We start from the raw sequence: 22,245 nt of genomic DNA on the forward strand, positions 1-22,245 counted from the left end.
CCCGGCTGGCTCCGCGGATCCGGCGGACGAGGCCGATCCAGTTGATTCGCCAAGCCGCCAAGCCGCCAAGCCGCCAAGCCGCCAAGCCGCCAAGCCGCCAAGCCGCCAACCTCGCCGGGCCTAGCGCCAGTCCATGTTGAAGAACGGCAGCCATCGCAGGCCCGGCTTGTTGGAGCCCGCGTAGTTGATGAGGCCCAACTGCACCCCACGCAAGTCGCGCGCTACGTTGAGTATGCCGATGGTCACTCCATGCTGGCTGCCCTGAACGCGGTTGAATGCGCTCACGGAGAGTCCCTGCATGTAACCGCCCGGCGAAACGTTGAAGTAGCCAGGGGCGATAAAAAGCCCGCGGACGTCTCCGCCACCGGCCGCGAACCCTGAAACCAGGATCCCCTGCACCTCGGAGGCACCCACGCCGATGCCACCCACGCCGAGGCCCTTGAGCAGCCCCCCTGCTCCGGCACCCAGGCCGCCAATCACGATGCCGGTCATGTCTCCGCCCGAGCCGACGCCGAGTCCGGCCACGTGGAGACCCTGCAGGTCGCCTCCTGCTCCGCCTCCAAGCCCGGACACGCTGATTCCTCGAAAGTCACCGCCGGCACCGGCGCCCAACCCGGCGACCACAATGCCGACCATGTCGCCACCCGCGCCGGCACCCAGGCCGCCCACCAGCACGCCTTTAACGTTCCTTCCGGCGCCGGCTCCAAGCCCGGCCACCATGATGCCGCTGAGGTCCTCGCCCGAGCCCATGCCGAGACCGGCGATTCCGATTCCGCGCACGGACTTGCCTGCGCCGGCCCCCAGACCACCAAGAAAAATGCCGTCGATGGATTCATCGGCACTCACGCCGAAGAGGCCAACGCCGATGCCTTCGATGCTTCGTCCGCCGGTCAGTGGAAGTCCGACGGCGATACCCTTCACACGCCCCTCAGCCGGACTGTACGGCTGCCATATGGTGACGTTGATGCCCTGCACACTGCGCAGGTTGCGGTCCCGGTAATTCAACCGAAGGCCGGTGTGCACCTCGGAGTCGCCGATGGACAGGCCGGGAAGATCGAGGGATTGGGCCCGGGGCGTCTCAGCGACCAGGGCCAAGGCAGCGAGGACAAGAATCGTGCGCATGGCGGGAGGAGTCAGGAAGTCTCAGTCACACGACGAGTGAGCGGGCGCAATGTTACGAGGGCGAGCAGGCCGTAGGCCCCCAGCAGCCCGAGCTCGGCCCACCAGACCTGGAGCCCGGGATTCCGATTCCAGATGACGAGCGCGGCGAGGCATCCGGCCACAAGGGTAAGAGCACGGGCCCACGGATAGGGCACCGGGTAGTGAGGACGCAGATACAGCCACAAGGCCATCGCCATGGTCGCATACGCGGATGTGGTGGCCCAAACCGCGCCCAGCATTCCGAATTGTGGCACAGCCCAGGTATTGACGGCCAGTGCAACGACACTGCCGATAAGCGTGCATCGCACGAAGAGTCCCGTGCGTTTCTCGATGTACGCGCCCGCGGCGAAGTGGTAGTACCACCCCTGGAATGCATATCCGATGAGCGCCGGTGGCACAATGATGAGCCCCAGCCAAAACGCAGAATCAATGAGTGTGCCGCCGCCTGGGATCGGAATTGCAACCAGCTCCTGAGCGAACAAGGAGACCCCCAGAACGACGGCAAATAGGCCGGCGGTCAGCAGCAGGAATACGCGGGCGAACAGATCCGGCGCGTCCTCATCCCGAGCGTGGTTCAGGAAAAAGGGCTGCCACGCGTAGCGAAACATCTGCACGCCCAGTGCGGCCAGCACACCGAGCTTGATCATGCCCGTGTACACGCCGACGACGAAGCTTGCTGCCTCGGCCTGTCCCGCCTGCACCGCGGCGAGGGTTTCGGCAGGCATGTCCGAGGCATACAGATCCAGTACCCGCTCGGCCGGCATGTTCTCCAGAAAGAAGATGTTGACCCGCTCGCTCACGGCATAGCCTAGTCCGCCCGGGAGAAACGGCAGGCCGAAACGCAACAACTTCCGCCACAGCGAGCGGTCAAAGGCCAACTGGAGGTTTCGTCGAACGACTCCCGTCAGCAGGAGCAGGCCCGTGGCGGAGGATGCCACATTGGCGATCAGCACCGCCTCGATGCCAAGTCCGGCGCCAAGGATCAGGATTACGTTGCCCGCGACGTTTACCAGCGCGGATGTCACGCGCACAAACGCAAAGTAGCCGGCCCGATTGGAGAGGCGAAGCTCGGCGTACGGAACCACGGCGGCTGTGTCCAGCACAAGAATGGCCGCCGCAAAGCCCAGGAGATGGGTCATATCCGGGCCCAGCCCAATCACCGGCCCGGCCGCATCCTGGAAGAACCAAAGCGCGGTGGAAAAGAGAGTGGCCGAGATCAGCAGCGACCACATCGACGAACTGAAGACAGGCCTGCGGTCTTCAGCCACCGAAGCGAACTTCAGGTAGGCCGACTCCATCCCGTACTGGTACAGGATGTTCAGAAACACGAAAGCCGTGTAAACCAGCCCGATGGGGGCCAAGATCTCGGGAGCGAAGACCTGGGTGTGGAACGGGAAGAGCAGGAAGTTGACTGCGCGCCCGAGTACGGAAGAGATGCCGTAGACGGCCGTCTCGGACGCCAGTTTGCGTATGCGACTCACCTGCTGCGGTCCAACAGGTGTTGCACGGCCAATGCGTAGCCGTCGAATCCCAGCCCCGAAATCACCCCGGCCGCCGCCGCTCCGGTCAGCGATGTGTGTCGAAAGTCCTCACGGGCGTAGATGTTGGAGATGTGCACTTCCACCACAGGGACCGGGATGGCGGCCATGCAATCCCGCAAGGCAACCGAGGTGTGCGAGTACCCGGCCGGGTTGAACACGACTCCATCGCACTCCGCCGTGTCATGCAGTCTGTTCACCAGTTCGCCCTCCACGTTGCTCTGAAAGAACTCGAACACCACCCCCGGGAATCGGGACAGCAGGCTCTGCTCGAGGTCCTCCAGAGTGCCCGCGCCGTAGATGTCGGTCTCGCGCGTGCCGAGCAGGTTGAGGTTCGGGCCGTTGACAATCAGAATGTGCATGAGCGACAGCGGTTACGCCGAAAACATACGGAACGCAGCAACCGGACAGCCGGTTTGACGCACCTGCCTCGAAATCTCATGAGCAAGCACGGACGCGTACTGGTAGCCATGTCCGGGGGAGTCGACTCCTCCGTGGCCGCCGTCCTCCTGAAGGAGGAGGGCTATGAGGTGGTGGGCATCACCATGAAGACCTGGGACTACGCCCAGAGCGCGCCGTCCAGCACCGGAAAGCAGATCGGCTGCTGCACGCTCGAGTCCATGAATGATGCGCGAGCGGTCGGCATCAAGCACGACTTCACGCACTTCATCATCGATATCCGGGAGGAGTTCGGTGACTGGGTCATCGACACCTTTACGGAGGAGTACCTGTCCGGCCGCACGCCCAATCCTTGCGTGCTGTGCAACACGTACATCAAGTGGGCGGCGTTGATGCGCCGAGCGGACGCGCTGGACTGTGAGTTCATTGCGACGGGGCACTACGCGCGGCTGCGCCACGACCGCAGCCTCAAGCGTCACGTACTGATGCGCGGCCTGGACACCAACAAGGATCAGAGCTACGCCTTATGGGGCGTCAAGCAGGAGCATTTTGCCCGCACCTTGCTGCCGCTCGGTATTCATCGTAAGCCGCACATCCGGAAGCTCGCGGCCGATTTCGGACTACTGCAGGTGGCAGACAAGCCGGACTCATACGAGATCTGTTTTGTGCCCGACAACGACTACCGCCGGTTTCTGCGCGATCGGGTGCCCGATCTGGACCAGCGCGTCGGTCCCGGACCGATGGTACACGAGGACGGCACGGCCCTGGGCGAGCATCAGGGTTACCCCTTCTACACGATCGGTCAGCGGCATGGATTGGGACTTGCGCTCGGCTACCCGGCGTACGTCACCCGCATCGACGCGGAAACAAATACAGTGACGGTGGGGCCGGTGGAGGCGCTGGATCGGCAGAAGCTGCGGGCCGACGGCCTGAATCTCATCAAGTACGATGAGCTCATCGACACCCACCACGCATCCGCCAAAGTGCGCTACAAGGACCCCGGATCGGCGTGTCTGGTCCGGCAAGATGGTGCGGACGCGGTCGAGGTGGAATTCCTGAGCCCGCGTAAGGCCATCACTCCAGGCCAGGCCGTGGTGATGTATGAGGAGGACGATGTGCTGGGCGGTGCCTGGATACGGGAAGTCGAGGAACCGGTGATGGCGGGCTGATTCCCCGCGACGGGGGTCTCAATCCTGCTGCTGGAGGCCGGCCGGAGTTAATTCCGGGAGCGCACGGTCGATACCTGACCGGTATTCCTGCGCCTTATGACGATTCCTTTTCCGCCTGTAGTTGTGCTGATGGTGATTGCCACCATCGCTACTGCCTGGATGCTGGGTGCGTCCATAGTGCACAGGGACAGGCCGCGGATCGTCTATTTTCAGGCACTGTCTTGCATGGGCTTCCTGTGGTGCTTTCTGGCGCTGCTCTACAACCTGCTCGAGCCGGGCGTGCTTCAGCACGTGGTTTTGGACCTGCGCTACATCCCGATCGCGCTCATCCCTGTGACGTGGTTGATGTTCAGCGCCGTGGCGGCGGGCTTCAATCCCATCGGGATCCGTCGAACGACACTGTTGGCGTGCGTGCCGGTGATGAGTCTGTTCCTTCTGGCCACGAACGACTTTCACCACCTCGTTTTTGAGGGACTACGCACCTACGAGGAGCACCCGGGAATTGGACACTACCGCGGGTCGTGGTTCTGGGTGCACACCGCCTACTCTTACACCTTGATGGTGGCCGGGCTGGTCCTGATATGGGCGCGATTGGTGCGAAGCACACACAGAAAAGCGACGGTGCTTATGATCGGAGGGGCCGTTACGCCGTTTCTCCTCAACGCGGCATATGTGTTCAACGAGCAGGCCTTCGCCTACATCGATCCGTCCCCAATCGGGCTCGGTGCAGCGGTGGCGGTGTATGGCGTGGCCATCCTTCGGTACGATGCGCTAGACCTGATTCCTGTCGGACATTCCCGCATTGTCGATGCGATGACAGAGGCCCGGATCGTGTTCACGGACCGCGGCCGCATCCTGGATGCCAACAACGCTGCCGTGGGTCTCTTCGGGGACCGCATCGAACTCGGCCGGCCGGCTGTCGGCGTGATTCGGGAGCTCTGGGAAAGACGCTGTCTCGCAGGCATTTGCGAGGAAGTGGAACTGGGCGGGCGTCAGGCGGAGTGGCCGGGGTGGTTCGAGATCGATCTTCAGCCGGTGTTGCGGGACCCCCACCAACCCATCGAAGAACCCACGCATTGGGTGCTTCGCGTGTGGGACGTACGTCGTCGAAAAGCCACCGAAACGGCGCTCGAACACCGCGTGCAAATCGCCGAGGCCCAGACGAGGGCTGCGCTGGCGGCCATCGTGCGGGTTCGTGACCTGTTTGGCCCCAAACTGCGCGGCATCGAGGGCCTGAACAGGGCGATGATTGAGGATCTGGATGGTGAGCCCGCAGTGTGGTCCGAACTAACGGCGGAAGCGGCCGAAAACATGCGGGGGACGCTGGCAACGATCCTGAAGCGGGCCGGTCTTGAGCCTGGACCCACTTTGGATCCGCTGGAGTCCAGTCTCGTGCCGGACCCCCGAAAGGGCTCTAACCGCGATTCCAACGCCAGTGGCGAACAATCGAAAATGCCATCTCCAGCGCCTGAGTCCCATTCAGGCGCGGATCGACGTGCGAATGATAGGCCCGCGACAGATCGTTCTCCGTCAGCCCCGTCGAGCCTCCCACACACTCCGTCACGTCCTCGCCCGTGAGCTCGAAGTGAACGCCTCCGAGCACGGAGTCGTACCGGTCGTGGATTTCGGCCACCTGCTCCAACTCCTGCAGGATGCTCTCGAAACGACGGGTTTTCATGCCGTCCTGGGTAAGCTCGGTATTGCCGTGCATCGGGTCGCAGCTCCACAGCACGTTGCGCCCGGCTGACTGGACGGCCGCCAACAGTCGGGGCAGCGCAGATTCCACCTTGTCGGCACCGAACCGGGTAATCAGCGTCAGCCGGCCGGGCTCATGGTCCGGATCGAGTGCATTCATGAGCCGCTTCAGCTCGGAGGGCTCGGTGTCGGGACCCACCTTCACTCCGATGGGGTTGCGAATGCGGGCGGCGTAGGCCACGTGGGCGCCACTCGGGTCCGAGGTGCGCAGGCCGATCCAGGGAAAGTGAGTCGACAGATTGTACGTGCCCCCCTTGGGCACGTCCCGGGTCAGTGCTTCCTCATACGGGAGCAGCAGCGCCTCGTGACTGGTATAGAAGTCCACGCGTTCGACATCACCGAGCGTGGTATTGGAGACCGTCTCCATGAACTTGAGCGCGCCGGTGATGGCATCAACGATACGCTGATACTCCTGCCGAAGGCCGTCGTGCTGCACGAATCCCAGATCCCAGTTCTCCGGGTGGTGCAGGTCGGCAAAGCCCCCGTCCACCAGTGCCCGCACAAAGTTCAGCGTCAGCGCTGAGTTGCCGTAGGCCGTCAGCATGCGCTCCGGATCCGGATTGCGAGCAGCGGGCAGCGGCGCAGGATCGTTGATGATGTCGCCGCGGTAGCTGCGCATCTCGACCCCATCGACCGTTTCGGTGTCCGAGGACCGCGGCTTCGCGTACTGACCCGCAAAACGGCCTACACGAATCACCGGCAGGCGCAGACCGTGAATCAGGACCAGGCTCATCTGCAGCAGGATCTTCAGCCGGTTCGTGATGATGTCGGCCCGGCACTCGTCAAAGCGCTCGGCACAGTCCCCACCCTGCAGCAGGAACCGTTTGCCCGTCGAGGCCTCCGCAATCAGTTTGCGTAGCCGGTCCACCTCCCAGGAGGTCACGAGCGGCGGGCGGCCCCGAAGGTCGGAGACAACCCGCTGAAACGCTGCGGGGTCTGGGTAGTCGGGCTGCTGGAGCGCCTGGAGGTGCTGTTCCATGAGGGCTGGATTGTCCTCGCCCGCCAACGCGGGGGAGCAGGTGTCGTTTCCTGAGGGCGCGCGCGGCGGGGCAGCCCGCGATGCCCCCGAGAACTGGTGGTTGCATGCGGCGTAGGGGTGCCCCCTGCCAACCACCGCATCGCCCATGCGCCGCATCCTGCCTCTGGTTTTTGTCCTGATCCTGTCCGCCTGTGATTCGGGATCGGGCGATGAAGAGCCCGCGTCCTTCTTTTCGGCGCAGCTGATCATGGACGGACTTATCGCACTCGATGGCGGCGCCTCCTATGAGGCCTGGGGCCGGGTGGACGGCGAATGGCTTTCGATCACCCGGTTCAACTACGATGCGGAAGGCCGACTGGTCGATGCGGGTGGGCGCCTGGTAGCGAACACGTTCGTGACCGATTTCGACCTGGCCGGCGCGACCGAAATCCTCGTTTCGATTGAGGGCCGGAGAGATAGCGATGCCAACCCCAGCGATACGCAGGTATTGCGTGGGCCGGTGGTCGGTACGGCGGCTGCGCTGACCTTTGGCAATGCCGTGGCGGACATGTCCTCCATCGCGGCCAGCTATACCATCGGCACTCCGACCGATGCCGATGCCGGCAACGAGCAGTTCGGAGTCTGGCTGGGCACGCCGGGCACCTATCAGCCCGCGATGACCGCGCCCGACCTTGGAGCGGGGTGGCAGTATGAGCTGTGGATCGATTTCGATTCTGGACCAACCTCGCTCGGCAAGTTTTCCGATCCGGCCGACCGCGACCTGGCCAACCCGTTCAGCTCTCAGCCGGAGGTATTCGGCGTTCCTGGCGAGGACCTGCTCCGCAACGCGCCGGTCGGCGAGACATTTCCGCTGGCCGTTGCCGGGCGTACGATCTACGTGACGGTGGAGCCCAATCCGGACGACTTCGAAGACACGGCGTACGGGATTCGCGTGCTCCAGGCGGAAATCCCCGCCGGGGCCACGCCGGGCGGCTCGGCGCAGATGACGGCTGTGGCGCAGTTGCCGATTGGTAACGTGACGTTCCGCTAGGCGCTCTCTGCTGTGGTGGCCGGGCCCGCCTCCCGGGGGCGAGGGTCCGACGCGCCCCGACTACTAGAGCTCGTACAGCGCCCCGAACTTCGCCTTCGCGTAGGCCATCCACGGCCCCGCATCCAGGTCAGACCCGGTAGCGTCCAGCAGAATCTCGCTGGCGGTTTTCCTACGGCCGTGCCGATGCACGTTTTCCCGTAGCCAGTCGAGCAGCACTGAGAATCTGCCCGCCCGAATGTGCTCGTCAAGGTCTCCGCAGTCGCGTCCCATGGCCTCCCAGAGCTGGGCGGACATCAGATTGCCCAGCGAATAGGTCGGAAAGTAGCCGATCGCGCCCAGCGACCAGTGGATGTCCTGCAGGCAGCCGGCTGCATCCGAAGGTGGCACGATACCCAGGTACTCCTGCATACGCGCGTTCCACGCTTCCGGTAAATCGGCCGCGGGCACATCGCCCGAAAGCATGGCTCGCTCCAGCTCAAACCGCAGCATGATGTGCAGATTGTAGGTCACCTCGTCCGATTCGATGCGGATGAGGCTGGGGCGCACGGTGTTGATGGCGCGGTAGAAGCCGTCCGGATCGGCCTGCGCCAGCGCGCCGGGGAAATAGGCCTGCACCACCGGGAAATACCGGTCCCAAAAGGCGCGTGATCGGCCCACCAGGTTCTCCCACAGCCGGGACTGCGACTCGTGCATGCCCAGCGAGGTGCCGGAGGCCAGCGGCGTGCCGTCCAGGGCCTCGTCCACTCCCTGCTCATACATGGCGTGTCCGGCCTCGTGCAGACTGCCGAAGAAAGCGGGGTTGAAGTGGTGAGGATGCACATGGGTCGTTACCCGCGAGTCCGTGACCGAAAACGTGGTTGAGAAGGGATGCGCCGACTTGTCCTGCCTGCCCCGGCTGAAGTCGTAGCCGATCTCGGCCATCACCTGCTCGCCCAGATCCCACTGCCGATCCGGCGGGAAATAGCGCCCCAGCAGCGCGTCGTCGTGGGCTGGTTTTTCGGCGATGGCCGCCACGAGTTCTACCAGCTCGGTACGCAGATCTGCGAAGACCTGAGACACGCGGGCCGTTTTCATGCCCGGCTCGAATTCGTCCAGCAGCGCGTCGTAGGGGTCATCGTCGTATCCGAGCGCTTCTGCCTTTCGCCGGTTGCAGTCGATCACGGCCTCCAGGTGGGGGGCGAACGCCGGGAAGTCGTCTCGCTCCCGCGCGGTTTTCCACGCATCGCGGGCGAGGCTCGTGACGCGAGCCATCTCGCCGACCAGTTCGGCAGGCATGCGCATCGCCAGTTCGAAGTCCCGTTTGGCGACCCGTAGCAGGTCCTGGTCCACGGCACTCGACGGCACGGCGGCCGCGAGAAAGGCACCGGTCTCGTCCGACGCGTGCAACTCGTGCGCAAACTCCCGCAACGTGCCGATCTGGCGGGCACGGGCCGCCACCCCGGCATCCGGCATGTGTGTCTCCATGTCCCACTCGAGCACGGCGGCGGCCGCGTTCAGGTCAGCGATGCGGCCCAGATGGCGGCGAAGGTCTTCCATGACGGACTCAGGCTGGCTTCAGCCGAAGACCCCGCGGGACAAGAAAACGTTCCAACAGATCGAAGAGACCCTGGGCAGCGAGCGCCAGCACCGCGGCGGGCACGGCCCCCTCCAGAATCAGCGCCGTGTCGTCGAGCCGGATGCCCGTCAGGATAGGCTGTCCATAGCCGCCGGCACCGATTATTGCCCCGAGCGTGGCGGTACCGACGTTGATGACCGCGGCCGTTTTGATTCCCGCCAGTATCGACGGCATCGCCAGCGGCAGCTCAATCTTGCGAAGCGTTCGCCAGGTCCCAAGTCCAAGTGCCGCTGCCGATTCCCGGAGCGGAGCCGGAATCCCCGTTAGCCCCGCATGGGTGTTGCGTACGATGGGCAGCAGGCTGTAGAGAAAGAGCGCGACGATGGCCGGCGTTCCTCCGATCCCAAGCAGCGGAATCATGAACACCAGCAGGGCCAGGCTCGGGATGGTATAGATCACACCGACCGTGCCCAGAATCACGGCGCCCGCAACCCGGCCACGCGCCGCCCAGATGCCGAGCGGTATTGCCAGCAGAATCGCGGCTGCCAGCGAGATTCCGACCAGGATCAGGTGTTCGACCGTCGTACGGGCGATGCGCTGCTGCCGGGATTCGGCCTGGAAGTCGGCTTCGATGCCCATCGCCCGTAGGAAGTCTGCGGCGACCTGGCCCTCGGATTCTCCCTCAAGGCGCACGGCTGCGTTCATCGCAACCATGGTCGCTTCCGAGATGGCCCCGGCCAGGCGTTCCAGTGCCTCTTGCAGGGCCGCCGGGGCGTCGAGGCGATAGAGCACCATGGCCTGATACTCGGGGAAGACGCCAAGATCGTCCTCCAGGGTCACCAGGTCGTAGGCCGCGATCTCGGCATCGGTGGAGTAGAGGTCGATGACCTGGATGTCGCCCGCCGCGACGCCTTGATACGCGAGGTCGTGGTCCAGACCGCGCACGTTTGTCTGGGGGAGGCGATACCTGGTGCGGAGCAACGGCCAGCCGTCGGCCCGGTCCATAAACTCGTTGGTGAACCCCAGAATCAGGTCGGGATGCGCGCGGAGGTCTGACGTGGTGGTGATCCCGCGCTCCTCGGCTAGGGCTCGAGGCAGGCCAATCACATACGTGTTGTTGAACCCGAGTCGCGGCGACATGCCGATGCCCAACCTGCGCAGTGTGTCCGGGATCGATCCGTCGTACCCGCTCAGGATTTCCGCCATCAGTGTGCCGGTATACTCGGGGTAGGCATCGATTTCGCCCGCCAGGAGGGCACTCCAAAGCACGCGGGTACCGCCGATTTCACGCCGATGTTCGGCTGGCAGGCCCTCCGCCTGTGCGACCAGCGTGACGACATCGCCCAGGATGACACCTTCGGTGAACTTCTTTGAGCCCACAGTCACGTCCTGAAAAAGGAGCGCTATGACCAGCGTCAGGATCATCGAATGGACTCCAGCGGGCTACGCTGTGCATTGACGAAGTCCCGCACGAAGTCCGATGATGGCGTGCGCACAAGATCCTTGAGCGTGCCCTGTTGCTCGATGCCGCCGGATTTCATGAGCAGGATCTCGTGGCCGAACAGGCCGGCTTCGCCGACATCATGCGTCACCAGGATCACGGTCTTTTCCATCTGCCGGAAGAGGCCCACCAGGTGCCCCTGCAGTTCGGCGCGAATTATTGGATCGAGCGCCCCAAGGGGCTCATCCATGAGCAGTACCTCCGGGTCGGTCATCAGCGCACGCAGCAGGCCGATGCGCTGGCGCTGACCGCCGGAGAGCTCAAGGGGAAAGCGGTCCAGGTGGTAGGTTTTCAGGCCGAGCGTTCGCGTGAGGATTTCGGCCCGTGCGCGGGCGCGGTCCTTTTCCCAACCGAGTCGGCGCGGGAGGAGCGCGGCGTTTTCGAACGCCGTCAGGTGCGGGAACAGTCCGCCGTCCTGAATCACGTAGCCGGTCCGGTGCCGGATATCGGTGATCGTGTCCGGGCCGAGGGGAGTCGAGCCGAACAGAACGCGCCCGGTGTCCGTCTGGATCAGACCGAGGCACAGGCGTAGCAGGGTGGACTTGCCGCAGCCGCTGTGGCCGATGATGGCCGTCGTCCGGTTAGGCTGGAATGCGTGCGAAAAGCGGTTCAGGGCCGTGGTGGGGCCGTAGCGCTTTGAGACGTGTTCCAGCGTGAACATGCCGGAAGGTACGGGTTGTCAGAGGCCGTGCGTGGACTCCGGGAGGTGCTCCAGATCGTTCAAGTCTTTGGAGCGCCCCGTAGCGACCTTGTTGGCCCGCAGGCATGCCAGCCCGATCAGACTTGTCTCGACCCCGTTGAAGTCAGCAACTACCCGCCGGCCGAAGCAGTCAGCAAACATGACACCCGGAATGCGAGTCATGAACTCGATTCTCATCGGTGGATAGCCGAGCCTCACAACCCGGTCCGGGTTTGAGAAATCGGAGACCCGAAGGCTGGGAAGATCGAATCCAAGTTCCACTACCGAGGCATGGACGCGCGCTGCGTTGCCTTGCTCGGGATCGATCCAGATGTCTATGTCGCCTGTTGCGCGCGGATATCCGTGATACGCGACAGCAAAACCGCCGATCACCAGATAGCGCACCTCATGGGCGTTCAACAACCTCAATATGTCGCTGAATGCGCTCGGTAGCTGGATCGTGTCCATAGTTCAGATGCCGCAGGTACTCGAGGGCCTGCAGTCGTTCCTCCGGGGATTTCGCATGCCAGAAGCGGCGATCTTCTTCTTCCGCTTCCTCGAACGTCGATATGGAGACTGCGCGCTTGTCGATCCTCCAAGAACGTGATAAAGGCCGAATCGGTGCCCGCATGTTGTCAGAGGCCGCGCGTTGTCGTCAGTTCCGAGACACCCGTCGAGACGTTGGGAGCCTCCTCCGCGTTCTGCCAGGGGAGTTCCGGCCACCAGACCTCGCTGGAATAGTCATCCAGCGTCACGCTTTCTCCCGGACGGGGGAAGGCGACGGAGATACCGGCTGCGCCAGCGGCGGCACGCACACGCTCCGCCGGCTCCGTCCATCCGTGCAGGGCCAGGTCAAAGAGACCCCAGTGGACCGGCAGCATCAGGCCGCCGCGCACCATCTGATGGGCCTGGACTGCCTGTTCGGGGCCCAGGTGCACGTCTGCCCACGCCTTGTTGTAGGCGCCGACCTCCACCATGGTGAGGTCGAACGGTCCCAGGCGGTCTCCAATCTCGAGGAACTCGGGCGTCAGGGACGTGTCGCCGCTGTACCAGATCCGGTGTCGAGCGCCGATGAATGCCCAGCCGGTCCAGAGCGTGGCGTTCCGATCCGTGACACTGCGTCCGGAGAAGTGTCGCGCGGGCGTGCTGACGAGTCGGATGTCGCCCACCGGCAACTCGTCCCACCAGTCCAGCTCTTCGATGGCGTCGGGCGCGATGCCCCAACTCTCGAGGTGTGAGCCGATTCCCAGCGGTACGATCCATCGTTCGATGCGGCCGGCGAGCTCGCGAACGGTCGGCAGGTCCAGATGGTCGTAGTGGTCGTGGGAAATGACCACCGCATCGATCGGAGGCAGGTCCTCGAGAGGTAGCGGAGAGTCGTAGAATCGCTTGGACCCTACGTATCGGCTTGGGGAGGCGCGTGGACCCCAGACCGGGTCAACAAGGATGCGGGTGCCCTCCAGCTCGACGATCAGGGTCGAATGGCCAAGCCAGGTCACCCTCAAACTGTCGTCGGCAGCCTCGGCGACCGGCTGCACAGGAATGGGCTGGTCAGGCTGACGATGCTCGCTGCCGCCGAAGAAGAATTCCTTCATCGTGTTGAAAGAGACACCGTCCGCGAGAAGGGGAAGCAGGTTCTGGAACTGTCCGTCCCGGAATTGCGGGGATTGCGAAATGCGCTCCAGACGTTCGCCTTCAGGAGGAGAACCGAGCGCGGACCATGCGTCGACCATGAGAATCAGGATGGGTGCAGCCAGAATGGCGAGGCCGATGAGCAGGCGGCGCGGCCAGCGTCGGCGCTTTTTTTGGGTGACGCTCATTTCTGGCAGTTAGTGTGGGTTTGGAGAGGTACACTACACAGTGTAGTTTACTCTCCGACGCAGGGTGTGAACATAAGTTACACTACACCGTGCAGTTTACCTGACATTTTCTGCATGGCAGCCCGAGACACAAGTCGCAAGCGCGAATCCATCCTCGACGCAGCCCTCGAAGTCTTCCAGGCGGAGGGGTACGCGAATGCGAGCATGGACCGCATCGCCGAGGTTGCAGGTGCCTCCAAACGCACCGTGTACAACCACTTTGAGAGCAAGGAGGCACTCTTTGAGGCTGTCACGGAGCGATTCATGGGCGAAATGGCCGCCGTGCGAGCTATTCCCTATGACGGCTCACGGGATCTCGCCGAGCAGTTGACTGCCTTTGCTGCCATCAAGGAGCGGGTTGTTCTGGATCCGGCCTGGCTCGGCATGATGAAGGTGGGGCTCAGCGTGGCGGTTTCCGACCCGGAGCTGCTGCGGCAGAGTCTGGAGCGGGCGGGCGGGGGTGAGGATCACCTGCAACGCTGGTTGCTCGCGGCTTCTGACGATGGGCGGCTGGACGTGCCGGACGCCGCGCTGGCGTCGGAATTGTTCTGGTCGATGATCTCCGGAGCGATTGTCTGGCCGCAACTGGTCTACGGGCCCATGGAGCCGGCCCTTGTTGCCGTGCTGCGGGACGAGGTGATCCGCATGTTTCTCGCTGGCCACCGGGCCGGCGAGTAGGCACTCGTGTTTTGGTCTGGGCTCCATCACCCGCCTTGGTAGAGTCTAGCGGGCTACCACCAGGGATCTGGCAAACAGGCGAGACCCGATGCGGATTCGCACCAGGTAGAGTCCGGGGCGGAGACCTGTGGTGTCGATTTCGATTTCGTGGAAGCCTGCGGTCGAGTTGGCCGGAACGGTCGAGATTGGTCGCCCCAGCGCATCGAACACCGAGATTTCCACGGGCTCGTCCAGAGGCAGATGGTACTCGAGCCGTGCGAAGTCTGCCGCCGGGACGGGATAGAGGGACGCTGCCAATACGCCAGGAATCGGGGTCGGGAGCACCTCCGGGATGAAGGCGATGTCCAGGATTCCGTCGTCGGCAAGGCGCTGCAGGAATCGATCATCTGCCTTCAGTTGTCTGACCGAGTCCACGTGATCCTCGCCTATTGAAGTGATCACGGCGATGAGGACATCCTGCGGGTGCTCCGGGCCGAGAGGTACGGGACCCGCTCCTGATACAATGCGGCGGTCACTTTGCGCCGTCGCGGTTCCGGAGCCATCCGAATCCAGCTCGGACCAGAAGGTCCCGGGTTCTCCCCAGAAGTGCCAACGGGTGGTAGGGTCGGTTCTTCCGGGCTCAGGGTGACCCCGACCGTAGGAGACCAGCTGTGAGCCAAGCCGATTCTTACCCAGAAAATAGTTTCGAACAACCTCGGGCTGGGTGCGGGTATTGGATGGCAGTATGGCGGAGGTCATGGGGGTCCTTTCGTCCATGGGCCCCCTTGGTCCCCGAAGGATGTCCATGCCGACCGCGGGTGGGCGCTCGCCCCATTGCGCGTCGGTCGGGACCGCGTTGTACGTGTAGACCATTCCCAAAACGGAGTCCGACCCCATGTAGTCGTCGTCGAAATCCCCGAGGTCCATGTCGGTGTAGAAGCCGACAAACGCGTCCTCAATGGTCGCTCCTGCGGGCTTTCGCACATCGAACTCGTAGAACAGCGTGCGCCCCAGCACGCCGTCGACGTCGAATGCAAACGCCGTGACACCCACTTCCACAAACAGGGGCGGCGTCCGCCCCGATTCCAGGTATTCTGCCACATCGTTTACCACCCACCAGTGGGTTACGTCCCCTCGAAGAAGGGGCCACTCGCCGGCATCCAGGTCTATGGTGCGTGCGGCCCGGGCCTGGATGGAGCCTGTCGTGATGGGCACGCGGTTGCCTGATGCGTCCAGCGTCGGGGCGCCCAGACCCGTCGGCCAGGACACCAGGTCATCGGTGGCAACGCCTGTTTCGGCGAACGTAGTCAGATCGGCTTTGGAAACGGACCAGATCCGGTCAAAAGGAGTGCAATCCTCGGCAGGCTGGCCGTCTGGTCCGAGCGGGCCAGGCCAGAAATCCTGTCGACCGTAGAAGGCGACGGAGGCGCGCAGTTCGCCATCGAGGGATCCGGACAGCCAGATGCCTGCGCCAAAGACCAGGCTCGCATCGAAGCCCTTCAGGCGGTGGCGCCACTGAACGATCTCCCGCGGCTCCGCTGTGGCGAAGTAGAGAAAGCCGGAGCTGAAGGCCCCGCCCTGTACCTCGCGCCCTTCGACGACGGCGACGGCCGTGCCCCGTCCGCATGGTGGAGCATCCTGGGCCGCAGCGCAGATCGGCGCGGCCGCAAGGAGGACTAGGGGTAGGGCGATTCGGACTGAAGTCATGGACGCCGGCGACGATACTATGCTCGCGCATCATCGTGGGCCGCAGGCAGGCTGAACTCCTCCGAGTCGCCCCCGAACGGTGCTGACTTTGAAATAACCGTGCACCGGCACCCGAAGCCGAATGCCCGCGTTATTTTGCGCGACTTGCCAATGTAGCTCAGTTGGTAGAGCAGCTCACTCGTAATGAGCAGGTCAGCGGTTCGAGTCCGCTCATTGGCTCCAGGAAAAACGCCGCTTCCCTGATGGGGGAGCGGCGTTCTTGTGTGTTGGCTGCTCGGTGTTTTGGAGGTTCAGGCGGGGCTATCGAAGCCCCTTGGCCGGCCGGGCGCTACCTGCTCAGTGCCCGGCCACCTCGGCCAGTCATGAGTCGGGTCTCTCGGCGGGCGGGAGGCCAATACTGACCTCTGAGGCATTGTCTGCGATCAAGCGAATTCAATCTGATAGTCCTGAAGGCCAAGACTCGGATCAATGGTCGCTTTGCCCTTGGCGCCGACGTATTGCCCTGTCCCACCGGTGATCGCAAATAGCTGGAGAAAGGGAGCCCCTTGTGCCTGGTCGGCCCCATCCGCCGGGTCGCCCTGGATCATGATGCCCGTCATTGTGAGCATGGTGTCAGAGTCGGTCAGGTTCTGATCGGGGCCGTGCCAACAAAACGTGATGTCGCAATGGAAGAACGAGGGGAATTCCGTGGATGGAATCGAAATGCCGTACAGCGTCAACGTCCCAATGTGGTCAGTCATTTCCGGGTCGGAGTAGAAAGGCATGGCTGCAGCCAAGGGGACCGGAGGCCCGCCGGAAAGTCCCTCAAAAGGTGCATACAAGTGCAGGTCTACACGTCCGATGTTATCCATGTTCGTTCTGTTCCTCCCTGTTCTCGGCGGTTTCGACGCCACGTGCTGCCGGAAGCCCGGCCCAGCTGCGACGGGTCTCGTCGAGCCAGATGTTTAGTTAAACCTAACTGTTCGTTCCAATATAAATGCTGTCGGTTACCGCGCCAATCCAGCTAGGGAATTGTCGCCGGTTCGGCCGTCGGTCTCCCTGCCGCCCAGACCCGGTGGATTGAGCTCCTGTCGTACATTCGGGGTCCACGGAGAAAAGCCGAAGTTCGATGCCTCGATCCAAGTCCTTCGACGTCGACGACGCGCTAGATGCAGCCGTCGACCTGTTCTGGGGCAAGGGCTATGCTGCCACCTCGATGGAGGACCTCGTCAACCATCTTGGCATCAATCGGGGATCGCTCTACGCCACCTTTGGTTCGAAACAGGCCCTCTACGAGAGGGCGGTCGAGCGCTATGCGGCAGGGGGCAGGGACTGGTTTTCCGGGACGATCAATGACCGGGAAGTGCCGCTACGGGAAGCCATCAAGACAGCACTGGTCTCATCGGCCGAGACCTGCAACCATCGTGGATGTCTGCTGGTGAGCACCATCATGGAGCGAAACGCAGACGACGAGCGAAGCCGCGAGCTTTCATCGAAGGCACTCGATGAGCTTAGAGCTATAGCAACGGCGGCGTTCGAGTCGCGGCGAGGCGAGTTGGCCTTCGGGGTCACTGCCGACCGCGCCGCCGACCTGATGTTGGTGACCATGCAAGGGTTGCGAGTCGTGGCCACGACCGACTCACAGATCGGCGCTGATTCCACCATCCAGACTGTGCTCGATACCCTGGCTCCGGAACCTCCGGCAGACGGTAACCGAAGCCGCGAGCCTTGAGGGCGAATGGAGTCCCCATGTTTATGGCCGCGGTCGCTTCGCCAGCCATGACACGACCATGCATAGCGAGGCAGCGCCATACCTCACGGTGTTCGCGATGGCCTGGGTCACCAAAGGGGCGCTGTTCGTGTCAGCGGCTCCCGATCCCGGTCCCCGCGACCAGGCTGGCAAGTTGCTCCACAGGGATGCACTCTACGTCGTCCGAAATCGGGTACCTCTCCGAACCTGGGTAGACGACAAACGACTGGTCCGGCTTCACGTCCTCACGCGCGTGGTGGAATCCGCGCCTCGGTTTTGGCGATAGGCTTCGTTTGATCTCGACCGCCCAGGTGCGCCCGCCCGGTCTTCCGATGATCAGGTCAATCTCTGCGCCACCGGCTGAGCGATAGAAGTAGAGTTCGTTTCCCTCCGGCAAAGAGGAGGCGAGGTTTTCGATGACGTAACCCTCCCAACTGGCGCCGGCGACAGGGTGTCCCAGGAGTTCTTCTCTCGACCCAATGCCAAGCAGGGTGTGCAGGAGGCCGCTGTCCCGGACATACGTCTTCGGTGACTTGATGAGGCGCTTCCCGGTGTTACCGTGCCAGGGCTGAAGTCGCCGCACCAGCAGCAGGTCAACCATGAGGTCCAGGTACCGGCTGATCGTCGTCCAATCTGATCCAAGACTGCGGGCAAGTTGGGCGGCGTTCAGGAGGCTCCCCTGCAGATGCGCCAGCATGGTCCAAAACCGCCGAAGCGATTCGGCCGGAATGCGAGGGCCGAGTTGCGGAATATCCCTTTCCAGATACGTCCTGATGAAGCTGTGCCTCCATCGCATGCTGGCCTCATCGCTCGACGCCAAAAGGCTGTCCGGAAACCCACCTCGGATCCACAGGTCGCCATTAACCCCATCCGGAGTTTCCAGCAGGTTGAGCGGGTGCAGTTCTACGTAAGCAATTCTTCCCGCGAGTGATTCTAAGGATTGCTTCAGTAGATCGATCGACGCGGATCCGAGAAGCAGGTACCTCCCGGTCTTCCTTCCGCTTCTTCGGCCTTCATCGATCAACCCGCGCAAGGTGCGAAACAACCCAGGCAGTCGCTGAACCTCGTCAATGATGACCAGACGATCCTTGTACTGATCGAGGTACAACTCCGGGTCCGACAGCTTGGCCAGATCGGCCGGCCGCTCCAGGTCCAGATACACAGCGTCGCGTTCGTCAGCGATCAGCGTCGCAAGCGTGGTCTTACCAACCTGACGCGGCCCGAGAATCGCGACGGCCGGGAACTCGCTGAGGAGTAGTTCGACCTGCGGTCTGAGGCGACGTTCTAGCGGAATCCGGATCATTAATTATGCAATATCAGGATCGCATCCTGGAATTGCAAGCTTACACCGGTTCCCTACCCAAACGCCTTTTGCCTGTGCAAGGTCAGAACACTTGACTATGTAGAATGTCAACACATACTATGACGGCATTCTACATAGCTGTCCAGAAGTCCCATGTCAATCAGCCGTCCGCTCGCCCAAGCCACGCTTCGCCCGATGGTTCTTGCCATCCTCAGGAATGGTCCCGGATACGGATACCGCATCATCAAACGCATCCACGATCTGACCGATGGCGAGATCGAGTGGACCACCGGTACGCTCTATCCATTCCTGCACGGTCTGGAAAATGAGGGCGTGCTGCGAAGCTACTGGGAGAAGGCGGACGAAGGGCCGCGCCGCAAGTACTACAGTCTGACGCCCGCGGGAGAGCGGGCGCTTGAAAGCGAGAGCGCCCAGTGGGAACGGGTATATGGGCTGCTTTCGAAGCTATTTGCTCCGCCGGCACACGGCTCCGAAGCACTGATCCCGGGGTAGCCATGTTTGATCTTGAAGCAGCCCTTCGGGCCTGGAGAAAAGCCCTGGCCACCGGCAGATCGATGCTGCCAGAAGATCTGGACGAACTGGAGCGCCACGTCCGTGACCACATCCATGAACTGCGGACGGAGGGCTACTCGCCGCAGGACGCATTCGAAAAGGCGCGGGATGAAGTCGTTTCGGATCAGCGAACCCGGGAGGCCTATCAGCAGGTCTACTGGGGAAAGCTCCGCCGCAAGGGGCTCCTGCGCACCTCCCTTCTGGCTGAATGGGCCATCGTTCGTAGCCAGGCCGTAATTGCCATCCGCGGTCTCATGCGCAACCCTGGCTACACCGTCCTGAACGTGACGGGACTGGCCGTCGGCATAGCCTGCAGCCTCTTGATCATCCTGTTTGTCAGGAGTGAGCGCTCATTTGACCGGTTCAATGAGCACGCCGATCGCATTGTGCGAGTGGTCATGCAGGTCCCGGACGGTCGCCAGATTGAAGTGACGCCGACCGTTGTAGCGCCGCTGTTGGCGCGGGAGTTTGCGCAGGTGGAGCGAGCCACACGCCTCTACGACATCGGTCAATTCCGCGCGGTTACCATCCAGACCGGCCAGGAAAGCTGGCAGGAGCATGGCTTCATGTATGCCGACTCGACGGTGTTCGACGTCTTTACGCTCCCGTTTTCCGAGGGCGTGCCCGAGGAGGCGCTGGTTAGACCCAGGACGGTAGTGATCAGCCAAACGGCGGCACGCCGCTACTTCGCTCGGACCACGAACCTCGTAGGCCAGACGTTGCGCATCGCGTCGGTGGACTTTGAAGTGACGGGGGTCATGCAGGATGTCCCCTCGACGTCCCACCTGCAATTCGATGTGCTCGCGTCCTTTGTGTCTACTCGATGGGCGTCGCGAGAGATCTGGGACTCCGCAAATTTCTACACGTACCTGTTGCTGTCTTCCCCGGAAGCCCTGCCTGCCATTGATCAGGGCGTCAGGGATCTGGTGGCACGGGCCCAGTCTGAAGCGGGTGCGCGGGAGGGGGTCTCCTTTGCGTATCAACGGCTGACCGATATCCACCTCGTTCACGAAGGGCGGGCACGATTCGTCTGGATTCTGGCGGCCCTGGCGGTGCTGATTCTGGGGGCGGCCTGCATCAATTACATCAACCTCTCAACGGCTCGGTCCGGCAGGCGCGCCGTCGAAGTGGGTGTGCGCAAAGCCCTCGGTGCCCACCGGGGGCAGCTGATGCGTCAGTTCTTTGGTGAGTCCGGCGTGATGGCGTTTCTCGCGCTGACCGTGGGAGTCGTCATGGCGATGGTCCTACTGCCGACTTTCTCGCAACTGAGTGGGAAAGACCTGGCGCTCAGCGCCTTTGCGGACCCCTGGCTATGGGTCCTCCTGGCGGCGATTCTGGCGGCTACTTCCGTTGCAGCTGGTCTCTACCCCGCGATGTTGCTCAGCCGATTCCACCCCGCCGTGGTACTGAAGGGCGCAAAAGGCTCGAGCGGTTCGGGCGGACACCTGCGCCGGGCACTTGTGGTAAGCCAGTTCGCGCTGACTGTATTCCTGTTGGTCGGCACGTGGTCCGTTCTCGGTCAATTGGATCTCATCCGCACGGGAGACCTGGGGTTTGATCGCGAGCATGTCGCTGTGATTCCGCTTGCCGACAGGGCGTCCCGTCAGGCCATCCCCGCCCTGAAATCGGAGCTCTCCAGCCAGGCCAGCATCCTGGAGGTGGCGGCGACCAATGCCATTCCGGGCAAACAGGAAGGAGGCTACAGTCTCTTTTTGGAAACTCCGCAAGACGACAATCCATCCGTTTCTGCAACGCCGGTGGACCCGGACATTGTGGATGCGCTTGGGCTGGAGCTTATCGCAGGAACCGGCTTCTCGAACCCTGGCAACCTGCTCGCCAGACCGGACAGCGCTCGCTACCAATACGTCATCAACGAAGACATGGTACGGCTGGCGGGCTGGACGCCGGAGACCGCGATTGGGCAGCGCTTGAGTGTCTCCGGCGGGACCAGAATGGGCGATGTGGTCGGCGTAATCCAAGACTACAATTTCCTGCCCCTGACCGAGCAGATCCAGCCTCTGGCCCTGTTTGTCGAGCCGTCCTGGAACGTGCTCCTGGTCAAAATGGATGGCCGAAACGTCTCTGGCACGCTCGAGGCGATCAGGTCCACCTGGAGAGCGGCCACGGGGGGGAGTCCCTTCAGTTACCAGTTCCTGGACCGGGAATACAATGCCCTTTATCAGACGGAGCAACGGCTTGCCGGAGTGATGGGTGCCGCGGCGTATCTGGCTATTCTGATCGCCTGCCTGGGCCTCTTGGGACTGGCCTCGTATACCGCCGAGCAGCGAACCAAAGAGATCGGCATTCGCAAGGCCCTTGGCGCCTCGGTGTTTGGAGTTGTCACCATGCTAAACCGGGAGTTCAGTCTGCTGGTGCTGATTGGCTTCCTTATCGGCGCCCCCGCCGCGTGGATGGCCATGAACCGTTGGCTGGAGGGGTATGCATACCGGGCGCCGCTGAGCGTCTGGTCGGTGCTCGGTGCGGGTGGGCTGATTCTGGCGATGGCGTGGTTCACCGCCGGATGGCAGTCGTGGCGTGCCGCCAGGGTGAATCCGGCCAAGGCGCTGGGACGGTAGACTAATTGCTGGCGCCGGGGGTGTGCTCCCGGCCGTCGAGCCCGGCGCGGCCGTGTGCAAGGTGTAATCCACCGA

Annotated in this window: 19 protein-coding genes and 1 tRNA gene; 9 read left to right on the forward strand and 11 right to left on the reverse strand. The window is 63.0% G+C overall.

Annotated features, from left to right (window positions below):
• Nucleotides 1-120 precede the first annotated feature (120 nt).
• Genes JJ896_07000 through aroQ form a run of 3 tightly spaced genes read right to left on the reverse strand, consistent with a single transcriptional unit; the run spans nt 121 to nt 3,061 of the window.
• The gene (locus JJ896_07000) at nt 121-1,122 is read right to left on the reverse strand and encodes a hypothetical protein (GenBank protein ID MBO6779385.1); all 1,002 of its coding nucleotides are present in this window, start codon (nt 1,120-1,122) and stop codon (nt 121-123) included.
• Between the two features lie 11 nt (nt 1,123-1,133).
• Nucleotides 1,134-2,642 carry a polysaccharide biosynthesis C-terminal domain-containing protein gene (locus tag JJ896_07005; protein MBO6779386.1) on the reverse strand — a complete coding sequence of 503 codons (1,509 nt, stop codon included), beginning with the start codon at nt 2,640-2,642 and terminating at the stop codon, nt 1,134-1,136.
• Nucleotides 2,639-3,061, reverse strand: coding sequence for a type II 3-dehydroquinate dehydratase (gene aroQ / locus JJ896_07010; protein MBO6779387.1), 423 nt, complete (start codon nt 3,059-3,061; stop codon nt 2,639-2,641). Before aroQ ends, JJ896_07005 begins: the two co-directional genes overlap by 4 nt.
• 78 nt (nt 3,062-3,139) lie before the next feature.
• On the opposite strand from aroQ, the gene mnmA reads away from it, so the two are divergent.
• The 3 genes from mnmA (at nt 3,140) to JJ896_07025 (ending at nt 8,031) form a co-directional block, all read left to right on the forward strand.
• Nucleotides 3,140-4,267, forward strand: coding sequence for a tRNA 2-thiouridine(34) synthase MnmA (gene mnmA / locus JJ896_07015; GenBank protein MBO6779388.1), 1,128 nt, complete (start codon nt 3,140-3,142; stop codon nt 4,265-4,267).
• A gap of 96 nt (nt 4,268-4,363) precedes the next feature.
• Complete coding sequence (locus JJ896_07020; protein ID MBO6779389.1) at nt 4,364-5,845, forward strand: hypothetical protein; 1,482 nt, start codon at nt 4,364-4,366, stop codon at nt 5,843-5,845.
• 1,301 nt (nt 5,846-7,146) lie between these two features.
• A complete protein-coding gene (locus JJ896_07025; protein MBO6779390.1) occupies nt 7,147-8,031 on the forward strand; it encodes a hypothetical protein in 885 nt (294 codons plus the stop codon).
• A 63-nt stretch (nt 8,032-8,094) separates the two neighbouring features.
• Here JJ896_07025 and JJ896_07030 read toward each other — a convergent pair whose 3' ends face one another.
• Genes JJ896_07030 through JJ896_07045 form a run of 4 tightly spaced genes read right to left on the reverse strand, consistent with a single transcriptional unit; the run spans nt 8,095 to nt 12,234 of the window.
• On the reverse strand, nt 8,095-9,567 hold the full coding sequence (locus JJ896_07030) for a carboxypeptidase M32 (GenBank protein ID MBO6779391.1): 1,473 nt from the start codon (nt 9,565-9,567) through the stop codon (nt 8,095-8,097).
• A 7-nt stretch (nt 9,568-9,574) separates the two neighbouring features.
• Nucleotides 9,575-11,011, reverse strand: a complete 1,437-nt coding sequence (locus JJ896_07035; GenBank protein MBO6779392.1) for an ABC transporter permease subunit — start codon at nt 11,009-11,011, stop codon at nt 9,575-9,577.
• Nucleotides 11,008-11,748 carry an ATP-binding cassette domain-containing protein gene (locus JJ896_07040; protein MBO6779393.1) on the reverse strand — a complete coding sequence of 247 codons (741 nt, stop codon included), beginning with the start codon at nt 11,746-11,748 and terminating at the stop codon, nt 11,008-11,010. Before JJ896_07040 ends, JJ896_07035 begins: the two co-directional genes overlap by 4 nt.
• 18 nt (nt 11,749-11,766) lie before the next feature.
• Nucleotides 11,767-12,234 (reverse strand): hypothetical protein, encoded by a 468-nt coding sequence (locus JJ896_07045; protein ID MBO6779394.1) that lies wholly within the window; start codon nt 12,232-12,234, stop codon nt 11,767-11,769.
• Here JJ896_07045 and JJ896_07050 point away from each other — a divergent pair.
• A complete protein-coding gene (locus JJ896_07050) occupies nt 12,227-12,373 on the forward strand; it encodes a hypothetical protein (GenBank protein MBO6779395.1) in 147 nt (48 codons plus the stop codon). The two genes, JJ896_07045 and JJ896_07050, sit on opposite strands and share 8 nt — an antisense overlap.
• Before the next feature lie 28 nt (nt 12,374-12,401).
• On the opposite strand, the gene JJ896_07055 is transcribed toward JJ896_07050, so the two are convergent.
• Nucleotides 12,402-13,586 carry an MBL fold metallo-hydrolase gene (locus JJ896_07055; protein ID MBO6779396.1) on the reverse strand — a complete coding sequence of 395 codons (1,185 nt, stop codon included), beginning with the start codon at nt 13,584-13,586 and terminating at the stop codon, nt 12,402-12,404.
• Nucleotides 13,587-13,700: 114 nt separating this feature from the next.
• Between JJ896_07055 and JJ896_07060 the strand changes: the two genes are divergently transcribed.
• Complete coding sequence (locus tag JJ896_07060; protein MBO6779397.1) at nt 13,701-14,303, forward strand: TetR/AcrR family transcriptional regulator; 603 nt, start codon at nt 13,701-13,703, stop codon at nt 14,301-14,303.
• 45 nt (nt 14,304-14,348) lie between these two features.
• Here JJ896_07060 and JJ896_07065 read toward each other — a convergent pair whose 3' ends face one another.
• Complete coding sequence (locus JJ896_07065) at nt 14,349-15,989, reverse strand: T9SS type A sorting domain-containing protein (GenBank protein MBO6779398.1); 1,641 nt, start codon at nt 15,987-15,989, stop codon at nt 14,349-14,351.
• A gap of 146 nt (nt 15,990-16,135) precedes the next feature.
• Here JJ896_07065 and JJ896_07070 point away from each other — a divergent pair.
• Nucleotides 16,136-16,211: transfer RNA gene (locus JJ896_07070), tRNA-Thr, on the forward strand.
• A gap of 200 nt (nt 16,212-16,411) precedes the next feature.
• Here the strand turns inward: JJ896_07070 and JJ896_07075 are convergent.
• Nucleotides 16,412-16,753, reverse strand: a complete 342-nt coding sequence (locus JJ896_07075) for a hypothetical protein (GenBank protein ID MBO6779399.1) — start codon at nt 16,751-16,753, stop codon at nt 16,412-16,414.
• Between the two features lie 344 nt (nt 16,754-17,097).
• Here JJ896_07075 and JJ896_07080 point away from each other — a divergent pair, with 344 nt between their 5' ends.
• On the forward strand, nt 17,098-17,700 hold the full coding sequence (locus JJ896_07080; protein MBO6779400.1) for a TetR/AcrR family transcriptional regulator: 603 nt from the start codon (nt 17,098-17,100) through the stop codon (nt 17,698-17,700).
• Between the two features lie 130 nt (nt 17,701-17,830).
• Here JJ896_07080 and JJ896_07085 read toward each other — a convergent pair whose 3' ends face one another.
• Entirely contained in the window at nt 17,831-19,021 is a 1,191-nt protein-coding gene (locus JJ896_07085; protein MBO6779401.1) for an ATP-binding protein, read from the reverse strand.
• Between the two features lie 195 nt (nt 19,022-19,216).
• Here JJ896_07085 and JJ896_07090 point away from each other — a divergent pair, with 195 nt between their 5' ends.
• The gene (locus tag JJ896_07090; protein MBO6779402.1) at nt 19,217-19,534 is read left to right on the forward strand and encodes a helix-turn-helix transcriptional regulator; all 318 of its coding nucleotides are present in this window, start codon (nt 19,217-19,219) and stop codon (nt 19,532-19,534) included.
• A 2-nt stretch (nt 19,535-19,536) separates the two neighbouring features.
• Nucleotides 19,537-22,170, forward strand: a complete 2,634-nt coding sequence (locus tag JJ896_07095) for an ABC transporter permease (GenBank protein ID MBO6779403.1) — start codon at nt 19,537-19,539, stop codon at nt 22,168-22,170.
• Nucleotides 22,171-22,245 lie beyond the last annotated feature (75 nt).

Source organism: Rhodothermales bacterium (assembly GCA_017643395.1).
Lineage (GTDB): Bacteria > Bacteroidota > Rhodothermia > Rhodothermales > UBA10348 > JABDJZ01.

Coding starts and splice junctions, on each gene's coding strand:
- JJ896_07000 (MBO6779385.1), bottom strand. CDS start 1,122: ATGCGCACGATTCTTGTCCTCGCTGCCTTGGCCCTGGTCGCTGAGACG.
- aroQ (MBO6779387.1), bottom strand. CDS start 3,061: ATGCACATTCTGATTGTCAACGGCCCGAACCTCAACCTGCTCGGCACG.
- mnmA (MBO6779388.1), top strand. CDS start 3,140: ATGAGCAAGCACGGACGCGTACTGGTAGCCATGTCCGGGGGAGTCGAC.
- JJ896_07020 (MBO6779389.1), top strand. CDS start 4,364: ATGACGATTCCTTTTCCGCCTGTAGTTGTGCTGATGGTGATTGCCACC.
- JJ896_07025 (MBO6779390.1), top strand. CDS start 7,147: ATGCGCCGCATCCTGCCTCTGGTTTTTGTCCTGATCCTGTCCGCCTGT.
- JJ896_07030 (MBO6779391.1), bottom strand. CDS start 9,567: ATGGAAGACCTTCGCCGCCATCTGGGCCGCATCGCTGACCTGAACGCG.
- JJ896_07035 (MBO6779392.1), bottom strand. CDS start 11,011: ATGATCCTGACGCTGGTCATAGCGCTCCTTTTTCAGGACGTGACTGTG.
- JJ896_07040 (MBO6779393.1), bottom strand. CDS start 11,748: ATGTTCACGCTGGAACACGTCTCAAAGCGCTACGGCCCCACCACGGCC.
- JJ896_07045 (MBO6779394.1), bottom strand. CDS start 12,234: ATGGACACGATCCAGCTACCGAGCGCATTCAGCGACATATTGAGGTTG.
- JJ896_07055 (MBO6779396.1), bottom strand. CDS start 13,586: ATGAGCGTCACCCAAAAAAAGCGCCGACGCTGGCCGCGCCGCCTGCTC.
- JJ896_07060 (MBO6779397.1), top strand. CDS start 13,701: ATGGCAGCCCGAGACACAAGTCGCAAGCGCGAATCCATCCTCGACGCA.
- JJ896_07065 (MBO6779398.1), bottom strand. CDS start 15,989: ATGACTTCAGTCCGAATCGCCCTACCCCTAGTCCTCCTTGCGGCCGCG.
- JJ896_07075 (MBO6779399.1), bottom strand. CDS start 16,753: ATGCCTTTCTACTCCGACCCGGAAATGACTGACCACATTGGGACGTTG.
- JJ896_07080 (MBO6779400.1), top strand. CDS start 17,098: ATGCCTCGATCCAAGTCCTTCGACGTCGACGACGCGCTAGATGCAGCC.
- JJ896_07085 (MBO6779401.1), bottom strand. CDS start 19,021: ATGATCCGGATTCCGCTAGAACGTCGCCTCAGACCGCAGGTCGAACTA.
- JJ896_07090 (MBO6779402.1), top strand. CDS start 19,217: ATGGTTCTTGCCATCCTCAGGAATGGTCCCGGATACGGATACCGCATC.
- JJ896_07095 (MBO6779403.1), top strand. CDS start 19,537: ATGTTTGATCTTGAAGCAGCCCTTCGGGCCTGGAGAAAAGCCCTGGCC.